The 18,876-nt window shown below is 65.6% G+C and carries 13 protein-coding genes; 8 read left to right on the plus strand and 5 right to left on the minus strand.

The genetic code is table 11. The features are described 5' to 3' along the window. The first annotated feature begins 282 nt into the window (after positions 1–282). The gene (locus FJT57_RS05155; RefSeq protein WP_144902335.1) at positions 283–2,028 is read left to right on the plus strand and encodes a hypothetical protein; all 1,746 of its coding nucleotides are present in this window, start codon (positions 283–285) and stop codon (positions 2,026–2,028) included. A gap of 166 nt (positions 2,029–2,194) precedes the next feature. Beyond that, positions 2,195–3,136, plus strand: a complete 942-nt coding sequence (locus tag FJT57_RS05160) for a hypothetical protein (RefSeq protein WP_144902338.1) — start codon at positions 2,195–2,197, stop codon at positions 3,134–3,136. A gap of 18 nt (positions 3,137–3,154) precedes the next feature. Here FJT57_RS05160 and FJT57_RS05165 read toward each other — a convergent pair whose 3' ends face one another. After that, a complete protein-coding gene (locus FJT57_RS05165; RefSeq protein ID WP_144902341.1) occupies positions 3,155–5,692 on the minus strand; it encodes a DNA topoisomerase I in 2,538 nt (845 codons plus the stop codon). Positions 5,693–6,472: 780 nt separating this feature from the next. Between FJT57_RS05165 and FJT57_RS05170 the strand changes: the two genes are divergently transcribed. Next, entirely contained in the window at positions 6,473–7,138 is a 666-nt protein-coding gene (locus FJT57_RS05170) for a hypothetical protein (protein WP_144902344.1), read from the plus strand. A gap of 134 nt (positions 7,139–7,272) precedes the next feature. Here the strand turns inward: FJT57_RS05170 and gatB are convergent, their stop codons facing one another. Continuing rightward, entirely contained in the window at positions 7,273–8,763 is a 1,491-nt protein-coding gene (gene gatB / locus FJT57_RS05175; protein WP_144902347.1) for an Asp-tRNA(Asn)/Glu-tRNA(Gln) amidotransferase subunit GatB, read from the minus strand. 124 nt (positions 8,764–8,887) lie between these two features. Between gatB and FJT57_RS05180 the strand changes: the two genes are divergently transcribed. The 4 genes from FJT57_RS05180 to FJT57_RS05195 all read left to right on the plus strand — a co-directional run bounded on the left by FJT57_RS05180 (position 8,888) and on the right by FJT57_RS05195 (position 15,097). Further along, entirely contained in the window at positions 8,888–9,754 is an 867-nt protein-coding gene (locus tag FJT57_RS05180; RefSeq protein WP_144902350.1) for an alpha/beta hydrolase, read from the plus strand. 139 nt (positions 9,755–9,893) lie between these two features. Beyond that, a complete protein-coding gene (locus tag FJT57_RS05185; RefSeq protein WP_144902353.1) occupies positions 9,894–10,343 on the plus strand; it encodes a DUF7518 family protein in 450 nt (149 codons plus the stop codon). 29 nt (positions 10,344–10,372) lie between these two features. Continuing rightward, positions 10,373–14,002: a chromosome segregation protein SMC gene (gene smc / locus FJT57_RS05190; RefSeq protein ID WP_144902356.1), complete on the plus strand. Its 3,630-nt coding sequence runs from the start codon at positions 10,373–10,375 to the stop codon at positions 14,000–14,002. 15 nt (positions 14,003–14,017) lie between these two features. Further along, positions 14,018–15,097 carry a segregation and condensation protein A gene (locus tag FJT57_RS05195; RefSeq protein ID WP_144902359.1) on the plus strand — a complete coding sequence of 360 codons (1,080 nt, stop codon included), beginning with the start codon at positions 14,018–14,020 and terminating at the stop codon, positions 15,095–15,097. Between the two features lie 11 nt (positions 15,098–15,108). Here the strand turns inward: FJT57_RS05195 and mtnP are convergent, their stop codons facing one another. The 3 genes from mtnP to FJT57_RS05210 form a co-directional block, all read right to left on the minus strand. After that, a complete protein-coding gene (mtnP, locus tag FJT57_RS05200) occupies positions 15,109–15,969 on the minus strand; it encodes an S-methyl-5'-thioadenosine phosphorylase (protein ID WP_144902362.1) in 861 nt (286 codons plus the stop codon). 83 nt (positions 15,970–16,052) lie between these two features. Beyond that, positions 16,053–17,009 (minus strand): AEC family transporter, encoded by a 957-nt coding sequence (locus FJT57_RS05205; protein WP_144902365.1) that lies wholly within the window; start codon positions 17,007–17,009, stop codon positions 16,053–16,055. Positions 17,010–17,080: 71 nt separating this feature from the next. Next, a complete protein-coding gene (locus tag FJT57_RS05210; RefSeq protein WP_144902368.1) occupies positions 17,081–17,794 on the minus strand; it encodes a phosphoribosyltransferase in 714 nt (237 codons plus the stop codon). Between the two features lie 135 nt (positions 17,795–17,929). On the opposite strand from FJT57_RS05210, the gene FJT57_RS05215 reads away from it, so the two are divergent. After that, entirely contained in the window at positions 17,930–18,829 is a 900-nt protein-coding gene (locus FJT57_RS05215) for a PhzF family phenazine biosynthesis protein (RefSeq protein ID WP_144902371.1), read from the plus strand. The last annotated feature ends 47 nt before the right edge of the window (positions 18,830–18,876 follow it).

Genomic DNA, 18,876 nt, shown 5'->3' on the forward strand with positions numbered 1-18,876 from the left:
GTAAAGCGTGTGGGGTACGGTGCGTTACTCATCAGCCCAGAGACATCTACGGCGAATTCCTCCGCGAAATGAGCTGTTGAATCAGGGGGCCGACACTGCAGTTGTAGTGGCGCTCAGCCGGGACGACGAATTGCTCTTGTTATGCGTCAACGCTGAAAATCGAGAGTGAGTCCCAGATCGAGGCCCGGTACGAATCAGAATGTCAATCTGTCGCTTCGCAGCGCTATCAGGAGCGGTATTTTGCCCGGATGTTTTATATGAACTGTTTCGGTAAGGTGGCCTATGAGTCACGAGTCCGACGCCGATCGAACGGTCTCCGTCGCAGATGACGAAGTACGCGTCGAGAAGTCGTTCACCGGGGACGAGTTCCCCGTTCCGGCGATCAAGTTTCGGGTGGTATCGGAGAGCGACGAACCGGCGCACATCCGACTTGTCGATCAGATTCCGGAGGCGTTCCCGATGGAGGGCGTCGGCTTCCACCCAGACTACGAGAGCGACAACTGGACCGCGTACAAAGACCACCGCGTCGAGTACGAGCGGACGCTGGAACCCCGAGAGGAGGCGCTCACCGTGTACGGAATCCGCCTCGATCAGTCCACGGACGTTTCGGGATTCCTCGGGGATCCGCTCCTCGAACGACCGCCCGCGCCGGGCGAGGACGGGAGCGAGGATGCCGCCCGCGACGTCGAAGACATCCTCGGTGCCGATCGGAGCCAACTCGTCCGCGACGCCCTGCAGGGCAACGGTCGCCTCGCCGCCGAATCGGCCGCAGAACCACCCGTTGAATCCGCCGTCGCAGACGCCCCGCCGACGCCGCGTGCGCTCGCGGCTGACCTGACACCCGCCGTACGCGAAGGGAGCGGGGACGTGGACGAAGAAGTCGTTGACGACGGTGTCGACGACGAAGCGGTCGACGGCGATGCACACGAGGAAGCGACCGACGAAACGGTCGAGGACGAAGGAGTGGATCAAGCGATCGACGCCGAGGTTACCGAGGAACCGACCGACGGCGAGAGGGGAGACGAAACAGCGGCAGAAGAGACGACAGCGGCAGAAGAGACGACAGCGGGCGAACCGGAAGACGAAGAGTACGTCGACGTCGAGGCTCACGTGGAAGATTCGGCGGCCGAGGCGGTGGAACCGGAGTCCGCTTCCGCGTCAGTCGGACCGGGCGAGACCGCGGCCGCTGGCGGGTTGGCGGCGGCGCTGGCCGCGGAGATCAGCGCGGGCGACGTCGCCGACGACGATCTCGCGGTCCTCCGTGAGGAACTCGACGTCGGGCTACCGCGGAGCGCCGACGTCCGCATCCGACGGCTGCAGGCCCAGATGGAGGACATCAACGCCTACGCCGACGCGATCGCCGAGTTCATCGACGAGGAGGGGACCGGCGCGCAGTTGGTCGAGCGGCTCGACGGGGAGTTGACCGAGATCGACGAGGAACTCGACCAGCTCCGCGATGACGTCGGCGACGCGGCGACCGACCGCGAGGATCTCCGCGATGAACTGGGCAGACTCGACGAGGCGGTCGACGCCGTCGACGAACGCATCGAGGGGCTCGAAGCCCGGGTGGACGACGTCGCGGAGAACGCCGAAACCGCCGTCGCTGGCGTCGGCGAACTCCACGAGCGTGCGGAGGGAATCGAATCACAGGTCGAGGCGACGACCGATCGCGTCGGAAGCGTCGAAGCGGACGTCGCGGACGTTGCCGATGACGTCGAGGACGTCACTGCCGACGTCGACGACGTCGCTGCGTCAGTCGACAGCGTGACCGAGGACGTCGGCGAGGTCGGCGCGCACGTGACGCGGCTCGACGAGGAGATGGGCGACGTGCGAGAGGACATCGCGTCGATCGACGGCGACATCGTCGACGTACAGGAAGCGCTCGAAGCGGAGCTCGATGAGCTTCGCGCGGACCTGTCGGCGCTGTCGGCCGATCTCGACCGGATCGACGCGATCGAAGCCGAGATCGAGGAACTGCAGACGTTCCGCGACCGCCTCAACGAGGCGTTCGGACCGCCGGGCGAGTAACGGTCGTCGTCCCCAGTGGAAAGACGAACGGGCCGTTGGACGAATGAGCCCGGGAATCGTTGGACGAACGAGTCGTCTGTTTCTCCGGACGAACGGGTTGTATGGTCTCTGCACGCCGGATGGCCGAAGCGCAACCGGTTTACCCCGCCGCCGCGTGCGTTCGATAATGACTGAGACGGAGGCGATTCGCGTCGCCGTCCCGCGCAAGGGCCGACCCCTCGAAGCCGTCCTCGAACGCGTCGCCGACGTTGCCGGGCGACGCTCGGCAGTTGGCGGAGCCGACGCCGACGCCGAAGCCGTCGCCGACGAGGTGATCTCGACACTGCGACACGAGAAGGCGATCACGAAGGGCCACACCGAACCCGAAGCCGACATCTACCAGCGACTCGCGACGTACTCCGACCTCGACGACGACTACTCGCCGGAGTACACGCTGCTGCGCGACGATCGACGGGGGATGCCGCGTCGGATCGTCTTCGACAGCCTCACGGTCGACGTCGACGGCGTTCCCGTCCAGTTCGTCGGTCGCGAGGAGCCGTTCCGCGCGCTCCGCACCCACGAGTTCGGACTGGGGTTCGACAGCGCCGACCTCGTCTTAGAGGAGGTCGTCGAACTCGAGCCCGAGGGCGTCGGCTCGCTCGCCGACGTCAACGCGCGAATCGATCCGATGAACACCGACGTCCGTGTCGTCTCCGGACTCGGGGACACCGTGTATCACACGCTGATGGCTCGCCCGGAAATCCTGCCGCCCGGTGCCGATCTCGACCGGGAGTTCGTCGCGGGCTACGAGGGCGAACTGTGCATCTCGCCGCGGTACGAACGCCTCGTCGAGGCGGTGTTGGGGATCCGTCCCCTGGAGGGCGTCTCCTTCGCCTACCCCGACGACGACCGCGAGGAGGAGGCCGCCATCGCCGACGTCGGCCTCGGCGTCTACCTGACGATGACGGGATCGACCGCGAGAGACCACGGTCTGATCCTCGGCGAGCACCTCTTCCCCTCGGAGACGGTGCTGATGGAGAACATCGCCGAGTCCGCGGACCTACCCGGCGCAGCGCGGGTCAGAGACGCGCTCGCGGCCGCGGCTCACGAGACGGAGATCACGGTCTGATACGCGGCGGGCGAACCGTCAGTCCGCGTTCGCCTGCCACTCGCGGACGGTATCGGGACCGACGCCGTCGACTTGGTCGGCGAGCGTGTCGGCTTCGGCCTCTTTCAGCGAGGCGACGTCTTCGACGCCCGCGTTTTTCAACTTCTCGGCGGTCTTCTCGCCGATCCCGTTCACGCTTTCGAGGTCGGAGCCGCTGGCGCTCTGTTCGGCCTGATACTCGCGGTAGTTGCAGATCGGACAGCCGAGCTCCCACGGCTCGCGGTCCTCGTCGTCGTCGTCGTAGACGATCCGGAGCTTCGGGAGGTCGTGCTCCTCGCAGGCCTCGTCTGTCACCTCGACGTCGCCCCGGCGGGGCAGCGGCAGCGAGTAGTCGCAGTCGGGATAGCGCGTGCAGCCGACGAGTCGTGAGCCCGAGCGGAGGCGTTTGATCGCGAGCTCGCCGCCCGCTTCGGCGTGGCAGTCCGGGCACGGCCCGATCACGAGATCCTCCTGTTCGTCCGCCTCCTCGGCCTTGCACAGCGGACAGCCGTGGACGAACGTCTTCCGTCCGGCGAGCATCTTCACGTGCGCGAGGCCGTGCTCCTCGCAGGTCTCTTCGAGCAAGAGCGGCTTACCCGTCGACGGCAGCGGCAGCGTGTTGGTGCAGTCGGGGTAGGAATCACAGCCGATGAAGTACGACCCGCGACGGCTCTTGCGGATCACGAGGTCGCCGCCGCACTCCGGACACTCGCCGACGGTCTTGTCGGCCTTCATCGATTTCTGGAGGTGCTCGCCGACCTCCTCGCCAGACTCCATCAGCCCCTCGAAGACGGCTTCGAGAATCTCTCTGGACTCGTCGGTGACCTCATCGAGGGTGGCGTCACCGCGCGTGATCGCCTGCATATCCTGCTCTAACTGCGCCGTCATCTCCTCGCTCACGATCCGGTCGGCGAACTCTTCGGACGCCTCGACGACGGCGCGGGCCAAGCGCGTCGGCCGCGGCGGGTCGCTCTCGATGTAACCGCGGTCGTACAGCTTCTGGATGATGTCGTGGCGCGTCGCCTTCGTTCCGATCCCCATCGACTCCATCGTCTCGATGAGCCGCGACTGGCCGTAGCGCCGCGGCGGCTGGGTCTGCTTGGCGTCCAGTCGGGTCTCGGTGACGGCCAGCTGCTCTCCCTCCTCGACGTCCGGCACGAACGACTCGCTGGCGTTGGAGTAGGGGTAGACCGCGTGGTACCCGGGCTCGACGAGCCGCTTGCCGTTGGCCTTCAGCGAGAGTTCCTCGTCGTCGCCGACGGTCGCGACGACGCGGAGATGTTCCCACGTGGCCGACTCGGCCACGGTCGCGAAGAACCGCCGGACGACGAGTTCGTACACCTCCCACTCGTCCTCGGAGAGGTCCGAGTGCCCCGGCAGTTCGGCCGTCGGATGGATCGGCGGGTGGTCGGTCGTCTCCTCGTCGCCCGCCGTCGGCTCGATGTCCTCCTGGTCGAGCAGCGATTTCGCGTCGTCGGCGAACGTCCGCGATCCGGTGAAGGCGTCCAACAGCTCCCGGGGGTCGAGGTCGTCAGGGTAGACGGTGTTATCCGTCCGCGGGTAGGTGATGTACCCCGCGGTGTAGAGGTCCTCCGCGATGCTCATCGCGCGCTGGGCGGAGTAGCCGAGCGACCCGGCCGCGCGGATGAACTGCGTCGTGTTGAACGGCGCGGGCGGGTCGTCGGTCCGGGTGCGGCGGCGAACGGACTCGACAGCCGCCGCCGACGCCGCTTCCAGGATCTCGTAGGCCCCATCGGCCGCGTCTTCGTCCCAGACGCGCTCGGCCTCGTTGCCGTCCTCGTCGAGGTAGAAGTACTGCGCCTCGAAGGAGCCGTTTTCGTCGGTATCGGCCTTTTCGAGGTCCGCGAACAGCTCCCAGTAGTCCTCGGGATCGAACGCCTCGATCTCGCGCTCACGGTCGACGATGAGTTTCAGCGTCGGTCCCTGCACCCGGCCCACGGAGATGAAGTCGTCGCCGAGTTGGCGGGCCGAAAGCGAGAGAAATCGCGTCAGCGCCGCGCCCCACACGAGATCGATGATCTGGCGGGCCTCCCCGGCCGCCGCGAGGTTGAAATCGAGCTCGTCGGGGTTCGCGAACGCCTCGGTCACCTCGTTCTCGGTGATCGAGGAGAACCGGACGCGGTCGACCGGAGCGTCCTCGTTGACCTCGCGGACGAGTTCGTACGCCTCCTTGCCGATGAGTTCGCCCTCGCGGTCGTAGTCGGTCGCGATGACGACGCGCCGGGCGCGCCGCGCGAGAAGCCGGAGCGCCGAGACGATGTGCTCCTGCGTCGGATGCTTGTCGATCGGCGCGTCGATCAACTCGACGGGCTCGACGTCGCGCCAGTCGTTGTACTCCGGCGGGAAGTCGACGCCGACGACGTGACCCGAGAGGCCGATGCAGCGTTTGCCGCCCCACTTGTAGACGTTGACGCCGTTCTGACGATCGGCCTCGGCGGACCCGCCGCTCAGGATGTCGGCGATGCGCCGGGCGGCGTTGTCCTTCTCGGTGATGATGAGTTCGGGGCCCTGGCTCATTAGGCGGCGATACGCCGGGGGCGGGCCTAAACCTTTCGCGGTTCACTTGCGCAAATCGACGGACAACGCGCTCGTGCGCGCGAAAGAGCCATTACTAGTTACCGCAGGCCGTGTGAAACTGAATCGAGGCGCTAAGCCCCGTCCCTTGAATCGTGAATGTTCATAACCTCTTCAAGCGTCTTCGACTTCGGACAAAATCTCAGGTGCTCATAACGGTCCCAATGGGACAATCTACCTGACAAGATGTCTCATAAGACAGGGGTAACAATCAGAAATGTTCGGTTAAGCTTTCGGGTTACTTGATTATTTGTTTCGAGGGTGGTGTCAGTACTTCTATGATTCATATCCAGACCCATCCTCCAATAATTCTTGATAACGAATAACAAAGCATCGCCCCCGCTTCAATGACGCTCGGAGGTATCGCTTTATGTACTCGAAAAGTGCCACTGAAATTCGGTTGGTAATCGATGATTGCGCCCCTTGGGTGGCACTTCCCGATCTCGGAGGTGGACCGTGACACACCGACTGAATCGACGTGCATTCGTCGCATTGACGGCGACGATCACAGCAGGCTGTTCCGGCGGCGGTGGCACCGGTGACGGTGGGGGAAGTGGTAACGACCCGGAATTCGATTCCGAAAACGAATCACCGACACCGTCTGGCTCAATTAGCGTCCAGCAGCAGTCTGGTCAGGGAAAAGTGATACTAATCCAGTCGGCCCAAGCGAACGTCGACTACCGGTTAGTAATCGAATATGGCAGCACAGCGGTCCGTTCCGATGTGATCTCTGCTGTCGAGACATTCTCCGGGGAAGTCCCCCTCGAGACACCGATTACTGAGAGCACCTCGGTCGAGATACGCGTGGTCTCGTCCGATGACCAGGTTCTCGATTCGACGAACGTTCCCTATCAGATCCGAGCACCGGGTCCGGAGTTGAGCGCGGACGAAGCGGAGAGAATCGCCGATTCATCGTTCGGCCTAGGTGACAAGGTTCCCACCAATCGACCGTGGTCGTTCTTCGACTCCTGGCGCGATTTCCCGCTCGCTCAAGCGCACAACGGGTGGGTCGTTGACGTCAACTGGCATTCAAAACACCCGAATTATAAGAGCGATCAGCTAACCTGGGCCGAAGAAGCCGAGCAGGTGCAGAGTGTCTTCGCCGTCTACCTTTTCCGAGGCTTTCACACGAGCGACTATCAGATCTCTCGGGTTACCGTCAACGCCTTTCTCAACTCCGGTTACGACACCGGCGGCAATCCGCAGTGGAAGCAGTCTCAACAGATCTCGATGGACCGTGAAGCCGCCGAACGAATCGACTGGTCGAATTTCGTCGACCTGTACCGAGAGGACGTGTTTGACAACGAGACCGGTGATATGAGTCGGCTATTAGATCTCGTCTCGGAGTACAGTTTCACGTACTATGCCGATCCCGACGAGGACCGATAAGTACTGAGAACACACTCCGGAACTGCCGGTATTCCGACACTGGGTTTACAGGCCGCGATTTCCCACATTTGGCGCTAAACGAGTCCGTCGCTGCGGAAAGGCTCTCACAGCACCCCGCTCCGTCGCTCCGCGCGCTATTCGTCCAGCCGATCGCGGAGCATCCCGTTCACGTCGCCGGGGTCGGCGCTCCCACCGGTCTTCTGCATCACCTGTCCGACGAGGAAGTTGATCGCGCCGCCCTCGCCAGCGTGGTAGTCCTCGACCGCGTCGGGGTTCTCCTCGATCGCCTCCGCGACCGCGGTGGCGACCTCGTCGTCGTCAGCGGTTCCGAGCCCCTCGGCGTCGATAATCGCGTCGGGTTCTTCGCCCTCGTCGAGCATCCGACGGAGGACGACCTCCTCGGCGTTCTTCGTGGTGATCTCGTCCGCCGCGACGAGTTCGACGAGTCGCGTGAATTCGTCGAGCCGATCGTCGACGTCGGTGACCTCCAGATCGCGGTAGTTGAGTTCTCCGAGGAGGTTATCCGCGACCCACGTCGCCGCCAGATCGGGATGGAACTCCTCGGCGACGTCCTCGAAGAAGTCCGCGACCTCCTTCGTCGACGTGAGCTTCGCGGCGGACTCGGCGTCGAGACCGTACTCCTCGCGGAAGCGCTCGCGGCGGGCGTCGGGGAGTTCGGGGATCGGGATCCGCTGCTTCCAGTCGGCGACTTCCAGCGGCGGGAGGTCGGCCTCGCGGAAGTAGCGGTAGTCCTTCTCCTCCTCCTTCGAGCGCATCGAGACGGTGATTCCGCGCGACTCGTCCCAGTGGCGCGTCTCCTGCTCGACCGCGCGGCCGCGCTGGACGGCGTTCTTCTGTCTGGTCACCTCGTAGGCCAGCGCCTGCTCTGCGCCCTTGTGACTGGAGATGTTCTTCACCTCCGTGCGGTTGGCCGCTTCGAGCGCGTCGGTGCCGATCGAACCGTCGTCCGCGACCTCGTCGGCCGGGACGAGCGAGATGTTGGCGTCGACGCGGAGCGAGCCGTCACGCGCGGCGTCGAAGACGCCGAGGTATTCGAGCACCTCCTCCAACTTCGCCAGGAACGCGCGGGTCTCCTTCGGACTGCGGAAGTCGGGCTCGGTGACGATCTCCATGAGCGGCGTGCCCGCGCGGTTGTAGTTGACGAGCGTGTAGTCGGCGGTGTCGATCCCGCCGCCCTTGTGCTGGAGGCTCCCGGGGTCCTCTTCGAGGTGGGCGCGCTCGATCGCGATCTCGCGCCGTTGACCCTCCACGGAGATTTCGAGGGTGCCGTCGGCGCAGATCGGGGCGTCGTACTGCGTGATCTGAAAGTTCTTCGGCAGGTCGGGGTAGTAGTAGTTCTTCCGGTGAAAGCGGGTGTGCTCGGCGACATCGGCGTCGAGCGCCTTGCCGACCTTCACGGCCGCCTCGACGGCCCCTTCGTTCAGGACGGGCAGCGCGCCGGGCAGACCGAGACAGACCGGACAAGTCCGGCTGTTGGGTTCTTCGTCTTCGCTCGATTCGGTCGAACACCCACAGAAGATCTTCGTGTCCGTCTCGAGTTGGACGTGGACCTCCAGCCCGATGACGGTGGCGAGATCGCGCTGGGAGAGCGCTTGCGCGGTCATTACCGCGTGGTTCGACGTAGCGCGGCTAAAGGCTAACGGGACGGGCGGCCCGAGCTCCGCCCCCACGCGACTGGCAGCGGAGGAAGCGAAACCTATTCCGCATCACCGAGAGACCCCACAGCCGATGCTCGCTGCTCTCGCCGACGCCGTCGGGATCGACGTCCGCCGCGGGGTGTCGTTTGCGACGCCCGCTTCCGAGGGCGACGCCACCGGACCCCTCCGCCTGGACCTCTATCGGCCCGGCGGCGACGCCGATTCGAACGCGTCGCCGCAGCGCGCGGCCGTCGTCCTCCTCGCGGGAGACCGGTGGCGGGCGGTCGAACGCGGCGAACTGGCCCCCTACGCGCTCGATCTCGCCGAACGGGGCTACGTCTGCGTCGTCCCGGAGTACCGCGGCAGCGACGCGGCCGCGTTTCCGGCCCAGCTTCAGGACGTAATAGCCGCGATCCGGTGGGTGCAGGCCGCGAGCGACGCCATCGACGTCGATCCCGACCGAATCGGCGCGTTCGGGCACGACGCTGGCGCGCACCTGGCCGTGTTGGCCGCACTGACCACGGAGGCGGACGCTGCCGGAGGAGATCAGGGGCGCTCTCGACCCGCGCCCGCGACCGACGCACTCGCCGCCGTCGTCGGCGTCGGCGGGACGTACGCGCTCGAACACGAACCAGAACGTCCGGATCTGAACGCGTTCCTCGGCGGCGACCGGGAGTCGAAGCCGGACGTCTGGAACCGGGCGTCGCCGTCGACGTATCTCGACGAGAGGGGACGCGGTGGCGCTCTCGGCGACGCGCCGCCGATCCTCCTGCTCCACGGCGAGGACGACGACGTCGCACCGGCGATGGCCTCGGAGCTGTTTCACGACTTACTGGAGGAACGCGACCTCCCCGCCGAATGCGTCGTCGCGTCCGGAGCCGGTCACGACGTCCACGAGACGCACCGGGAGTTCACGTTCGGCTGGGCCGAGGGGTTCTTCGACCGGCATCTCAGGTGACGTCGAAACGAGCCGACCGCTGATTCGACGCCGAACGCAGGCCTCGATGCCAACTGCAGACTTCGATGTCGACCAATTATCACTTTCCGGGTAGATGTCTGACGTACGTTTATGTGGCCGGAGGCGGGCTATCTACGCTATGAGCAACCGTGTGGAGGAGCTGGAATCGAAGGTCGCGGAGCTACAGGCCGCTGTCAACGGGCTGACTGAAGAGCTCGTCGAGACGAAAGAGCGCGTTCGGCTTCTGGAAGAGGAGGTCGAAGTCGACCTCGCCGCGGGAAGCCGACCGGTCGGTTACGGGACGCCAGAAGCCGAGGAAGCCGACGGACAGGCCGACGAGGCGGAGTCCGTCGGGGAGCGCGAGCAGGCCGCCAGCACCCACGAGGAGCCGCCCGCACAGGCGGAATCGCGCCGGGAGACCTCCGCACAGCAGTCCGACGACGCCGACTTCATCGACGCCGACGCCGACGAGGGGCTGGTGGGCGGCTCGAACAGCGAACCCGACTCGCAGGGCGACGAGACTAAGGCGGACGAGAGTGAGGGAGACGACGAGGCGGCGACCGAAGGCGACGATATCATCGTCGCGTAATCGGGCGCTCCGCCCGCCACGAGCAACCTATGCACATCAAAGAGCTCGTCCTTGACGGATTCAAAAGCTTCGGGCGGACCACGGAGATTCCGTTCTACGAGGACTTCACGGTCGTCACCGGACCGAACGGCTCCGGTAAGTCGAACATCATCGACGGCGTGCTGTTCGCGCTCGGCTTGGCGCGAACGCGCGGCATCCGCGCGGAGAAACTAACGGACCTGATTTACAACCCGGGCCACGCCGACGGAAGCGACGAAGACGGCGGGACCAGCGGCCCGAGGGAGGCGACCGTCACGGTCGTTCTCGACAACGGCGACGGGACGCTCGATCGCTCGCAGGTCGTCAACGCCGCCGGGAGCGACGACGTCGGCGACGTCTCCGAGGTTCGCGTCAAGCGGCGCGTGAAGGAGACCGAGGACAACTACTATTCGTATTACTACCTCAACGGGCGCGCCTGCAACCTCTCGGATATCCAGGACCTCCTGGGGCAGGCGGGAATCACCCCCGAGGGCTACAACGTCGTGATGCAGGGCGACGTCACCGAGATCATCAATATGACCGCCTATCAGCGGCGGGGAATCATCGACGAGATCGCGGGCGTCGCCGAGTTCGACGCGAAGAAGGAGGACGCCTTCGAGGAACTCGACGCAGTCGAAGCCCGGATCGAGGAGGCCGACCTCCGGATCGAGGAGAAGGCCGATCGACTCACCCAGCTCGAGGACGAGCGCGAGACCGCCCTCGAGTACCAGTCGCTCCGCGAGGAGCGCGAGGAGTACGAGAGCTACCAGAAGGCAGCGGAACTCGAGGACAAACGAGACGACCTCGAATCGACGAGAGCGCGGGTCGAGAAGCGGGAGTCGAAGCTCGCCGAGCACAGAGCGGAACTCGACCGCCGCCAGGGTCGCGTCAGTCGACTCGAAGACGAGCTCGGGGAGCTAACGAAAGAGATCGAGCGAAAGGGCGAGGACGAACAGCTCCGGATCAAATCGGAGATCGAGGCGGTCAAAGGCGAGATCGACCGCGTCGAGAACGCGATCGAAGCCGCCGAGGAGCGGATCGACGACGCCGAGAGCGAGCGGCGGAACGCGTTCGTCCAACTCGACCGAAAGCAGGAGGAGATCGACGAACTCGACGAAGAGATCCGATCTGTCAAGGTCGAGAAGGCGTCCGTGAAATCGGATATCGGCTCGTTGCAGACGGACGTAGCGCAGGTACAGGCCGAGATCGACGACGTCGACACCGAATACGACGAGCTGAAAGCCGAACTGAACGAGAAGAAAGCGCGGCTCGAAGCGCTGAAGTCCGAGAAGAACGAGCACCAGCGCGAGAAGGACCGCCTCCTCGACGAAACGCGGCGGCGGGCGAGCGAAATCTCGGACGCCGAGGAATCGATCGAAGAGCTCCGCGCGACGATTCCCGATCTGAAGGCCGAGGTGTCAGACCTCCACTCCGAACTCGACAAAGCCGAGAAGAACGAATCGAAGATCGAGTCAGTCGTCGAGGATCTCCGCGAGGAGCGGAGCGAGTTGAAAGCGGACCTCGACGCGGTCGTCGAGGAGATCCAATCGAAGCAATCGGAGTACGCCACGCTCGAAGCCCGCGCGGGCGACGACGGCGACAACTCCTGGCCGCGAGCGGTCACGACGATCAAGAACGCCGGTCTGTCGGGCGTCCACGGGACCGTCGGCGAACTGGGCTCCGTCGACGGCGAGTACGCGAGCGCCTGTGAAACGGCCGCTGGCGGCCGACTCGCGCACGTCATCGTCGACGACGACAGCGTCGGCTCCGACTGTATCGACCACCTCAAGTCCCGAAACGCCGGGCGGGCGACGTTCCTCCCGATCACGAAGATGGAGGACCGCGGGCTCCCGCGGCTCCCGGACCACCCCGGCGTCGTCGACTTCGCGCGCAATCTCGTTGACTACGACGCGCAGTACGACTCCGTCTTCTCGTACGTGTTGGGTTCGACGCTCGTCGTCGAGGATATGCAAACGGCTCGCGATCTGATGGGCGACTACCGGATGGTGACGCTCGACGGCGATTTGATCGAGCGCTCGGGCGCGATGACGGGCGGATCCGGCGGCGGCTCGCGCTACTCCTTCTCGAAGTCCGGCGGCGGACGGCTCGAACGGCTCGCCGAAGAGATTTCCGAGCTCGAAGATCGCCGCCGGACCCTTCAGGCCGAGATCCGCGAGAAGGAAGAGGACATCGAGGACGCCCGAAGCCGCGCCTCCGACGCCCGCGACCGGGTCCGCTCGCTCGAATCCGACGTCGAAGACGCCGAGGAAGCCGTCGCAGAGGCCGAAGGCGAAATCGACGCCCTCGAGAGCGAGATCGAACGGCTCCGCGAGAAGCGCGCGGAAGTCGACGGGGAGATGCGGGAGATCGACGAGGAGATCGACGCGGTCGACGCCGATATTTCCGACGTCCGAACGGAGATCGACGAGCTCGAAGGGGAGCTCGCGGACTCGAAGATCCCCGAGCTGACGGCGAAGGCCGACGAAATCCGCGCCGACATCGAGGAGAAAGAAGGCCGGATGGACGACCTCGACGGTCGGCTGAACGAACTCCAACTCCAGCGGCAGTACGCCGAGGAATCGGTCGACGACTTAGAGGAGACGATCGAGACCGCACAGGAGAAGAAGGCAGACGCGCGCGATGCGATCCGCGAGAAGCGATCCGAGATCGAAGAGAAAGAGGAGACGCTCGAAGCGAAACACGAGGCCGTCGAGGCGCTCGAAGAGGAACTCGCGGAGCTGAAAGCCGAGCGTTCCGACCTTCAGGAAACGCTACGAGAGGCCAAAAGCGAGCGCGACGAGAAGCGCGAGGCGGTCGATCGGATCGAATCGAAGCTCGGTTCGCTCCGCGACAGCGTCGAGCGGCTCTCCTGGGAAATCGACGAACTGGAGGCCGAGGTCGGCGAGTACGACCCCGAGGACGTCCCCGACCACGACGAGGTCGAAGCCGAGATCGAGCGCCTTTCGTCCGAAATGGAGGCGCTCGAACCCGTGAATATGCTCGCGATCGACGAGTACGACGAGGTGAGCGCGGACCTCGACGACCTCCGGGAGCGTCGCGACGTCCTCGTCGACGAGCGCGACGCCATCGAGGAGCGGATCGATCGCTTCGAGGCGCAGAAGAAGGAGACGTTCATGAACGCCTTCGACGCGATCAACGAGAACTTCACCGAGATCTTCGAGCGGCTCTCCGACGGGACCGGCGAACTCCACCTCGAAAACCCCGACGATCCGTTCGAGGACGGGCTGACGATGAAGGCCCAGCCCGGCGACAAGCCCATCCAGCGGCTGAACGCTATGTCCGGCGGGGAGAAGTCGCTGACGGCGCTCGCGTTCATCTTCGCGATCCAGCGGCACAACCCCGCGCCGTTCTACGCGCTCGACGAGATCGACGCGTTCCTCGACGCCGCCAACGCCGAGCGCGTCGGCGAGATGGTCGACGACCTCTCGGGTGACGCCCAGTTCGTCGTCGTCTCGCACCGCTCGGCGCTCTTAGAGCGCTCCGAACGCGCCATCGGCGTGACGATGCAGGGCGACAACGTCAGCGCCGTCACCGGGATCCAGTTGGGCGACGGCGCGTCGGGATCGGGTGGCGGAGACGACCCCGACGGAGAGGGAGCGGAGGTTCCCGCGGATGACTAACGGAGGTGCCCGCGGATGACTGATTCCGCCGGATCGTCGCCGCCGAGCGGTGAACCCGCCGGATCGCCCGCGACCGGCGAGTCGCTCATCGGTCAGGGCGGCACCGGCGGTCCGCCACCGGTGAACGGCTCCGGCACCGACGAGGACGAGGTCGAGCCGGTCGAACTGCTCGTGCAGTTGGCCGAAGACGGCGAGATCGATCCCTGGGACGTCGACCTCGTCGCCGCGACAGACGCCTTCCTCGACGCGCTCGATGAGACCGACCTCCGGACGTCGGGTCGGGCGCTCTTTTACGCCGCCGTCCTCCTGCGGATGAAGAGCGACGCGCTCTTGGCACCCGACGAGGAGGATGAGGAGGAGGAACTGAAACCGTGGGAGGCCGCGCTCGAACGCGGCGGACCGATCGCCGAGGGTGGCGCAGACGGCGAGACCGCCGGGCCGGGGTTCGATCCGATCGACACGCTCGAAGCGGAGATGGACCGTCGACTCGAACGCAAGGACGCCCGCGGATCGCCCGAAACGCTCGATGAACTCGTCCGCGAACTCAGAGAGGCCGAGCGGCAGTCGTGGTGGAAGCGCCGCCGCGAGTACGACACCTCGAACTCGCCGCGCGGGCACAGTCGCGGCACCCAGACGCTCGATTACCGCTCGGCCGACGAGTTTCGAGAGGCGGACGAGCCGACCGCCGCGGACGTCACCGGAACCGCCCACAGCGAGGACATCGAGACGTCGATTGCGTCCGTGCGCGAGGCCGTTTCCGTCCACTACGACAACGGCCGCGAAGAGGTGCTGTTCGCCGAGATCAAAGACGCCGCGGAGACGCCGGTAACGACGTACCTCGCGCTCCTGTTTCTCGCACATCGAGGCGAGTTCACGCTCCAACAGGACGACCTGTTCGGCGACCTCTGGATCCGGAGCCCGGACGCGGGGGTCGACGACGAGTCGTCCGACGTAGAAGGGGAGGAGGAGGCAGAGGGGAACGTCGAGGAAGGGGCGGAGACGGATGAAGACGACGGGGCGGACGAGAACGTCGAGGAAGCGGTCGAGGAGGAGAGCGTCGAGGAGGCCGTCGTTCCGGCCGCTGACGACGACTGAAGTCTCTAAGGTTACTCCACGTACTCGCCGATCAACGGCTCCAGATCCGCCTTCGTTCCCTCTGGAATCGCCTCGTCGGGCGTGTTGATCGTCCCGGCGAGCGAGGAGTGACAATCGCACTCGTGACCCTCGGGAATCGCGCGGATCGCCGCCTCAACGGTCTCTTTGATCGCCGTCTCGTTCTCCGCGGCGTTTTCGAGCACTTCGTCGAGCGTCACCTCGCTGTCTTCCTTCCAGACGTCGTAGTCGGTGACGCCGGTGACGGTCGCGTAGGCCATCTCGGCCTCGCGGGCGAGTTTGGCCTCCGGAATCGTCGTCATCCCGATGACGTCCCACCCCTGCGCGCGGTAGAACTCGCTCTCGGCGCGCGTCGAGTACTGCGGGCCCTCGATGCAGACGTAGGTCCCGCCGCGGACGACGTCGGCGTCGGTCGCCGATTCCGCCGCGTCGGCGAGAGTCTCGTTGAGTTCGGCGCAGTAGGGATCCGCGAAGGGCTGGTGGACGACGACGTCCTCGTCGAAGAACGTCAGGTCGCGGTGTTTCGTCCGGTCGTAGATCTGATCGGGGATCACGAGCGTCTGTGGAGCCAACTCCTCCCGTAGGCTCCCAACGGCATTCGAGGCCAGGACGTGCGTGACGCCCATCCGCTTGAGCGCGAAGACGTTCGCGCGGTACGGCAGCGTGGTCGGCGAGCGCTGGTGGTCGGGGCCGTGCCGCGGCACGAAGACGACCTCGCGGCCGGTGTCGCCGAACTCGCCGACCGTCAGCGGCGCGGAGGGCTTCCCGTACGGCGTGTCCACGTCGACGGTGCGCGTGTCTTCGAGCGGAAGCGCGTCGTAGATCCCGCTCCCACCGATGAATCCGATCGTCATACCCGGTCGTTCTCGCGCGGGCGCTAAAACCTCGTGGATTGCCCCTCGTGCGTTCGTTCCGTGGATCGCCGGCCATCCGTCCGTCAGAGCACGACGCCGCTCTGCAGGATCGCGATGAGGACAGTGAGCGTGAGTACCGAGACCATCGTCGTCGCGAAGATTGCAGTCGAAACGAACTCCGTGACGGGAACGCCCGCGACCTCCCCTTCCGAGAACTCGCCGACGAGGATGAGCGGTGTCACCGCCGAGGGCATCGCGCCCTCGAGGACGAACGTTCGCGCGACCGCGGGGTCTGAGAAGCCGACCGCGAGCGCGACGCCGATACCGAGGAACGGCACGACGATCATCTTCAGGCCGACCACGCCCGCGACTGCCGAGAGCGTCGAGCCGACGTTCGTCCGCGCAAGTTGGATCCCGAGGAGCAGCAGCATTACCGGGATCGCCGAGTCGCCGACGAGCTGGACCGTCGTCATCGCCGTCGACTCCGCGGGCGGAACGAGGTCGAACGCGCGAGCGGCGAGCGCGACGACGACCGCGTACACCAGCGGAACGGAGAATACCCGGCGCACGCTGTCGAGGCGGTTCTCCGCGCTGCCGCGGGAGGCAATGTAGACGCCGACAGTCCAGATGAGGACGGCCTGCACGGAGAGGTAGACGACGGCGGTCGCCCGTCCGGTCGCACCGAACGCGAAGTCCGAGACCGGCACGCCGTAGTTTCCGGTGTTAGGAAACGCCGAGACGAGCACGATCGCCGCGAGCGCCGTCTTCGAGACGCCGAAGAGCCGACCCGCGGCCTCGGCGACGAGGACCGTGATGACGTGAAAGAGCAGGATCGCGATCGTGATTTTGAGGAGCGTCGACCGCGCGAGCGTCGTGGTCGTGAGGCTGTGAAACACCAGCGCTGGCGCGAGCACGTAGACGACGAGCGTGTTGAGCGCGTCCGTCTGGATGTCGCGGAAGTGCCCGAGCAGGTAGCCGACGCCGCCGACGGCGACGATCGGGAGGATCGCGGTTGCGAAGACGGAGACCAGAGACACCACAGGGGAGGAGAGTCGAAGTCGCTACTCAAACGCTTCGGTCGCCGGGCGGAATCGAAGCGGATCGATCCGCGCTACGCCCCGATGCCGTCGTTTTCGAGCAGTCGCCACGCTTCGCCGTCGGCGGATTCGACGTACCCGCGTCGCTCCATCTCACCCATCACCTCGGCCATCCGGTCCGGTTGAGCGATCTCCATCTCGATCCGGTCGACGGAGTGGAACTCCGAGAGGTAGTGACGGATGTCATCGACCTCGAAGGTCTCCTCGTCGGCCTTGTCCATCACGCCGGAGACGAGATCGATCATATCCTCGATGAAGTTCCACGGGTAGACGATCCACGTCCACTCTTCTAACCGTTCGCCGACGAAGTCGGGCTCGAACTCGCTGGTCTGCAGGAGTTGCAGCGTCGCGGTCTGCACCTCGCCCGCCTCGCGGTCGGTCACGTACTCGTAGGCGCGTTCGATCGACCCGCCGGTGTCGGCGATATCGTCGATGATGAGGACGTCTTTGCCCTCGACACTGCCCTCCGGCATCGGATAGCGGACTTCAGGCTCTCCGGCCTTCTGCGCGGTTCCGACGTAGTGTTCCATCTTCAGGCTCGTCAGATCGTCGAGCCCAAGGAAGTCACAGATGCACCGCCCGGCGAACCAGCCGCCGCGGGCCAAGGCGACGACGACGTCCGGCTCGAAGTCGGCGGCTTTCACCTGGTCGCTGACGTCGCGGCAGAGCCCGTAGATGTACTCCCAGTTAGTGATCGTGCAGTTGAACTGATCGGGCAGGTCGCCCATAGATTTCGGTCACCGTTCGTTGAACGGAACGGCTGGACCCTTAATCTGTCCGTCTTCCGTTTCTCGGTCGGTGACGTGCCACCGCACGCGACGCCGGAGGGGAGACTTTTCACTCACCGCCACCTCACCCGGCGTATGGACACTCGCCGCGCGCTGCTCGTCGACGCCTTCGCCGCCGAACCGCTCTCCGGCAACGCCGCTGGCGTCGTTCCCGACGCGAGCGGCCTCTCGGGCGAACAGATGCAGGCGATCGCCCGCGAACTCGCCGTCAGCGAGACGGCGTTCCTCCTCCCCTCGGAAACCGCCAATCGACGGCTCCGGTACTTCACGCCGCGACAGGAGGTCGACCTCTGTGGACACGCCACGATCGCCGCGCACGCGCACCTCCACGAGAGTGGCGCGATCGGTTCCGGAACGCACACCGTCGAGACGAACGTGGGCGATCTCGACGTCGAGATCGAATCTGACGGGACCGTCTGGATGACGCAGGATCGCCCCCGAGTCGAGCGCGTCGACGTCGACTACGATCGGGTCGGAAGCGCGCTCGGGATCGATCCCGCGGCGCTGCGAGATGTCGGTGCCGACGCGCCCGCGGCGGTCGCCTCGACCGGACTCCCGTTCCTTCTCGTGCCGGTGAACTTCCTGGAGAATCTCGGTTCGGCCGATCCGGACTCCTCGGCGGTCGAAGCGCTGGCCGCCGAGTACGAGGTCGCCGGGATCTACGCGTTCACCTTCGACGCGCTCGGTACCGACTCGACGCTGCACGCCCGCGCGTTCGCCTCGCCGGTCGGCATCGACGAGGACCCCGTGACGGGCACCGCGAGCGGCGCGTGCGGGGCGTACCTGCGCGAGGTCGGCGCGTTCGACGAGTTCCCCGAGGAGATGCGCTTCGAGCAGGGGCACTTTCTCGACCGGCCGGGCGAGGTTCGCGTCCGAGTCGCAGAGGAGGTGCGCGTGGGCGGGCGCGCGGTGACGTCGCTCGACGGGAATCTCGTCGTCCCACCGATCGAAGCCGACGACATTGTCGAGGCCTGAAGAAGGAGAAACAGCGAAGTTAGCCGAAGTACCGGGGATCCTCAGCC

This window comes from Halobellus captivus, assembly GCF_007655485.1.
GTDB lineage: Archaea > Halobacteriota > Halobacteria > Halobacteriales > Haloferacaceae > Haloquadratum > Haloquadratum captivum.

Excerpts from the sequence above, each read along its gene's own strand:
- FJT57_RS05180 (WP_144902350.1), top strand. The coding sequence starts at position 8,888 with ATGCTCGCTGCTCTCGCCGACGCCGTCGGGATCGACGTCCGCCGCGGG.
- smc (WP_144902356.1), top strand. The coding sequence starts at position 10,373 with ATGCACATCAAAGAGCTCGTCCTTGACGGATTCAAAAGCTTCGGGCGG.
- FJT57_RS05215 (WP_144902371.1), top strand. The coding sequence starts at position 17,930 with ATGGACACTCGCCGCGCGCTGCTCGTCGACGCCTTCGCCGCCGAACCG.
- FJT57_RS05160 (WP_144902338.1), top strand. The coding sequence starts at position 2,195 with ATGACTGAGACGGAGGCGATTCGCGTCGCCGTCCCGCGCAAGGGCCGA.
- FJT57_RS05165 (WP_144902341.1), bottom strand. The coding sequence starts at position 5,692 with ATGAGCCAGGGCCCCGAACTCATCATCACCGAGAAGGACAACGCCGCC.
- FJT57_RS05155 (WP_144902335.1), top strand. The coding sequence starts at position 283 with ATGAGTCACGAGTCCGACGCCGATCGAACGGTCTCCGTCGCAGATGAC.
- FJT57_RS05185 (WP_144902353.1), top strand. The coding sequence starts at position 9,894 with ATGAGCAACCGTGTGGAGGAGCTGGAATCGAAGGTCGCGGAGCTACAG.
- gatB (WP_144902347.1), bottom strand. The coding sequence starts at position 8,763 with ATGACCGCGCAAGCGCTCTCCCAGCGCGATCTCGCCACCGTCATCGGG.
- FJT57_RS05195 (WP_144902359.1), top strand. The coding sequence starts at position 14,018 with ATGACTGATTCCGCCGGATCGTCGCCGCCGAGCGGTGAACCCGCCGGA.
- FJT57_RS05210 (WP_144902368.1), bottom strand. The coding sequence starts at position 17,794 with ATGGGCGACCTGCCCGATCAGTTCAACTGCACGATCACTAACTGGGAG.
- mtnP (WP_144902362.1), bottom strand. The coding sequence starts at position 15,969 with ATGACGATCGGATTCATCGGTGGGAGCGGGATCTACGACGCGCTTCCG.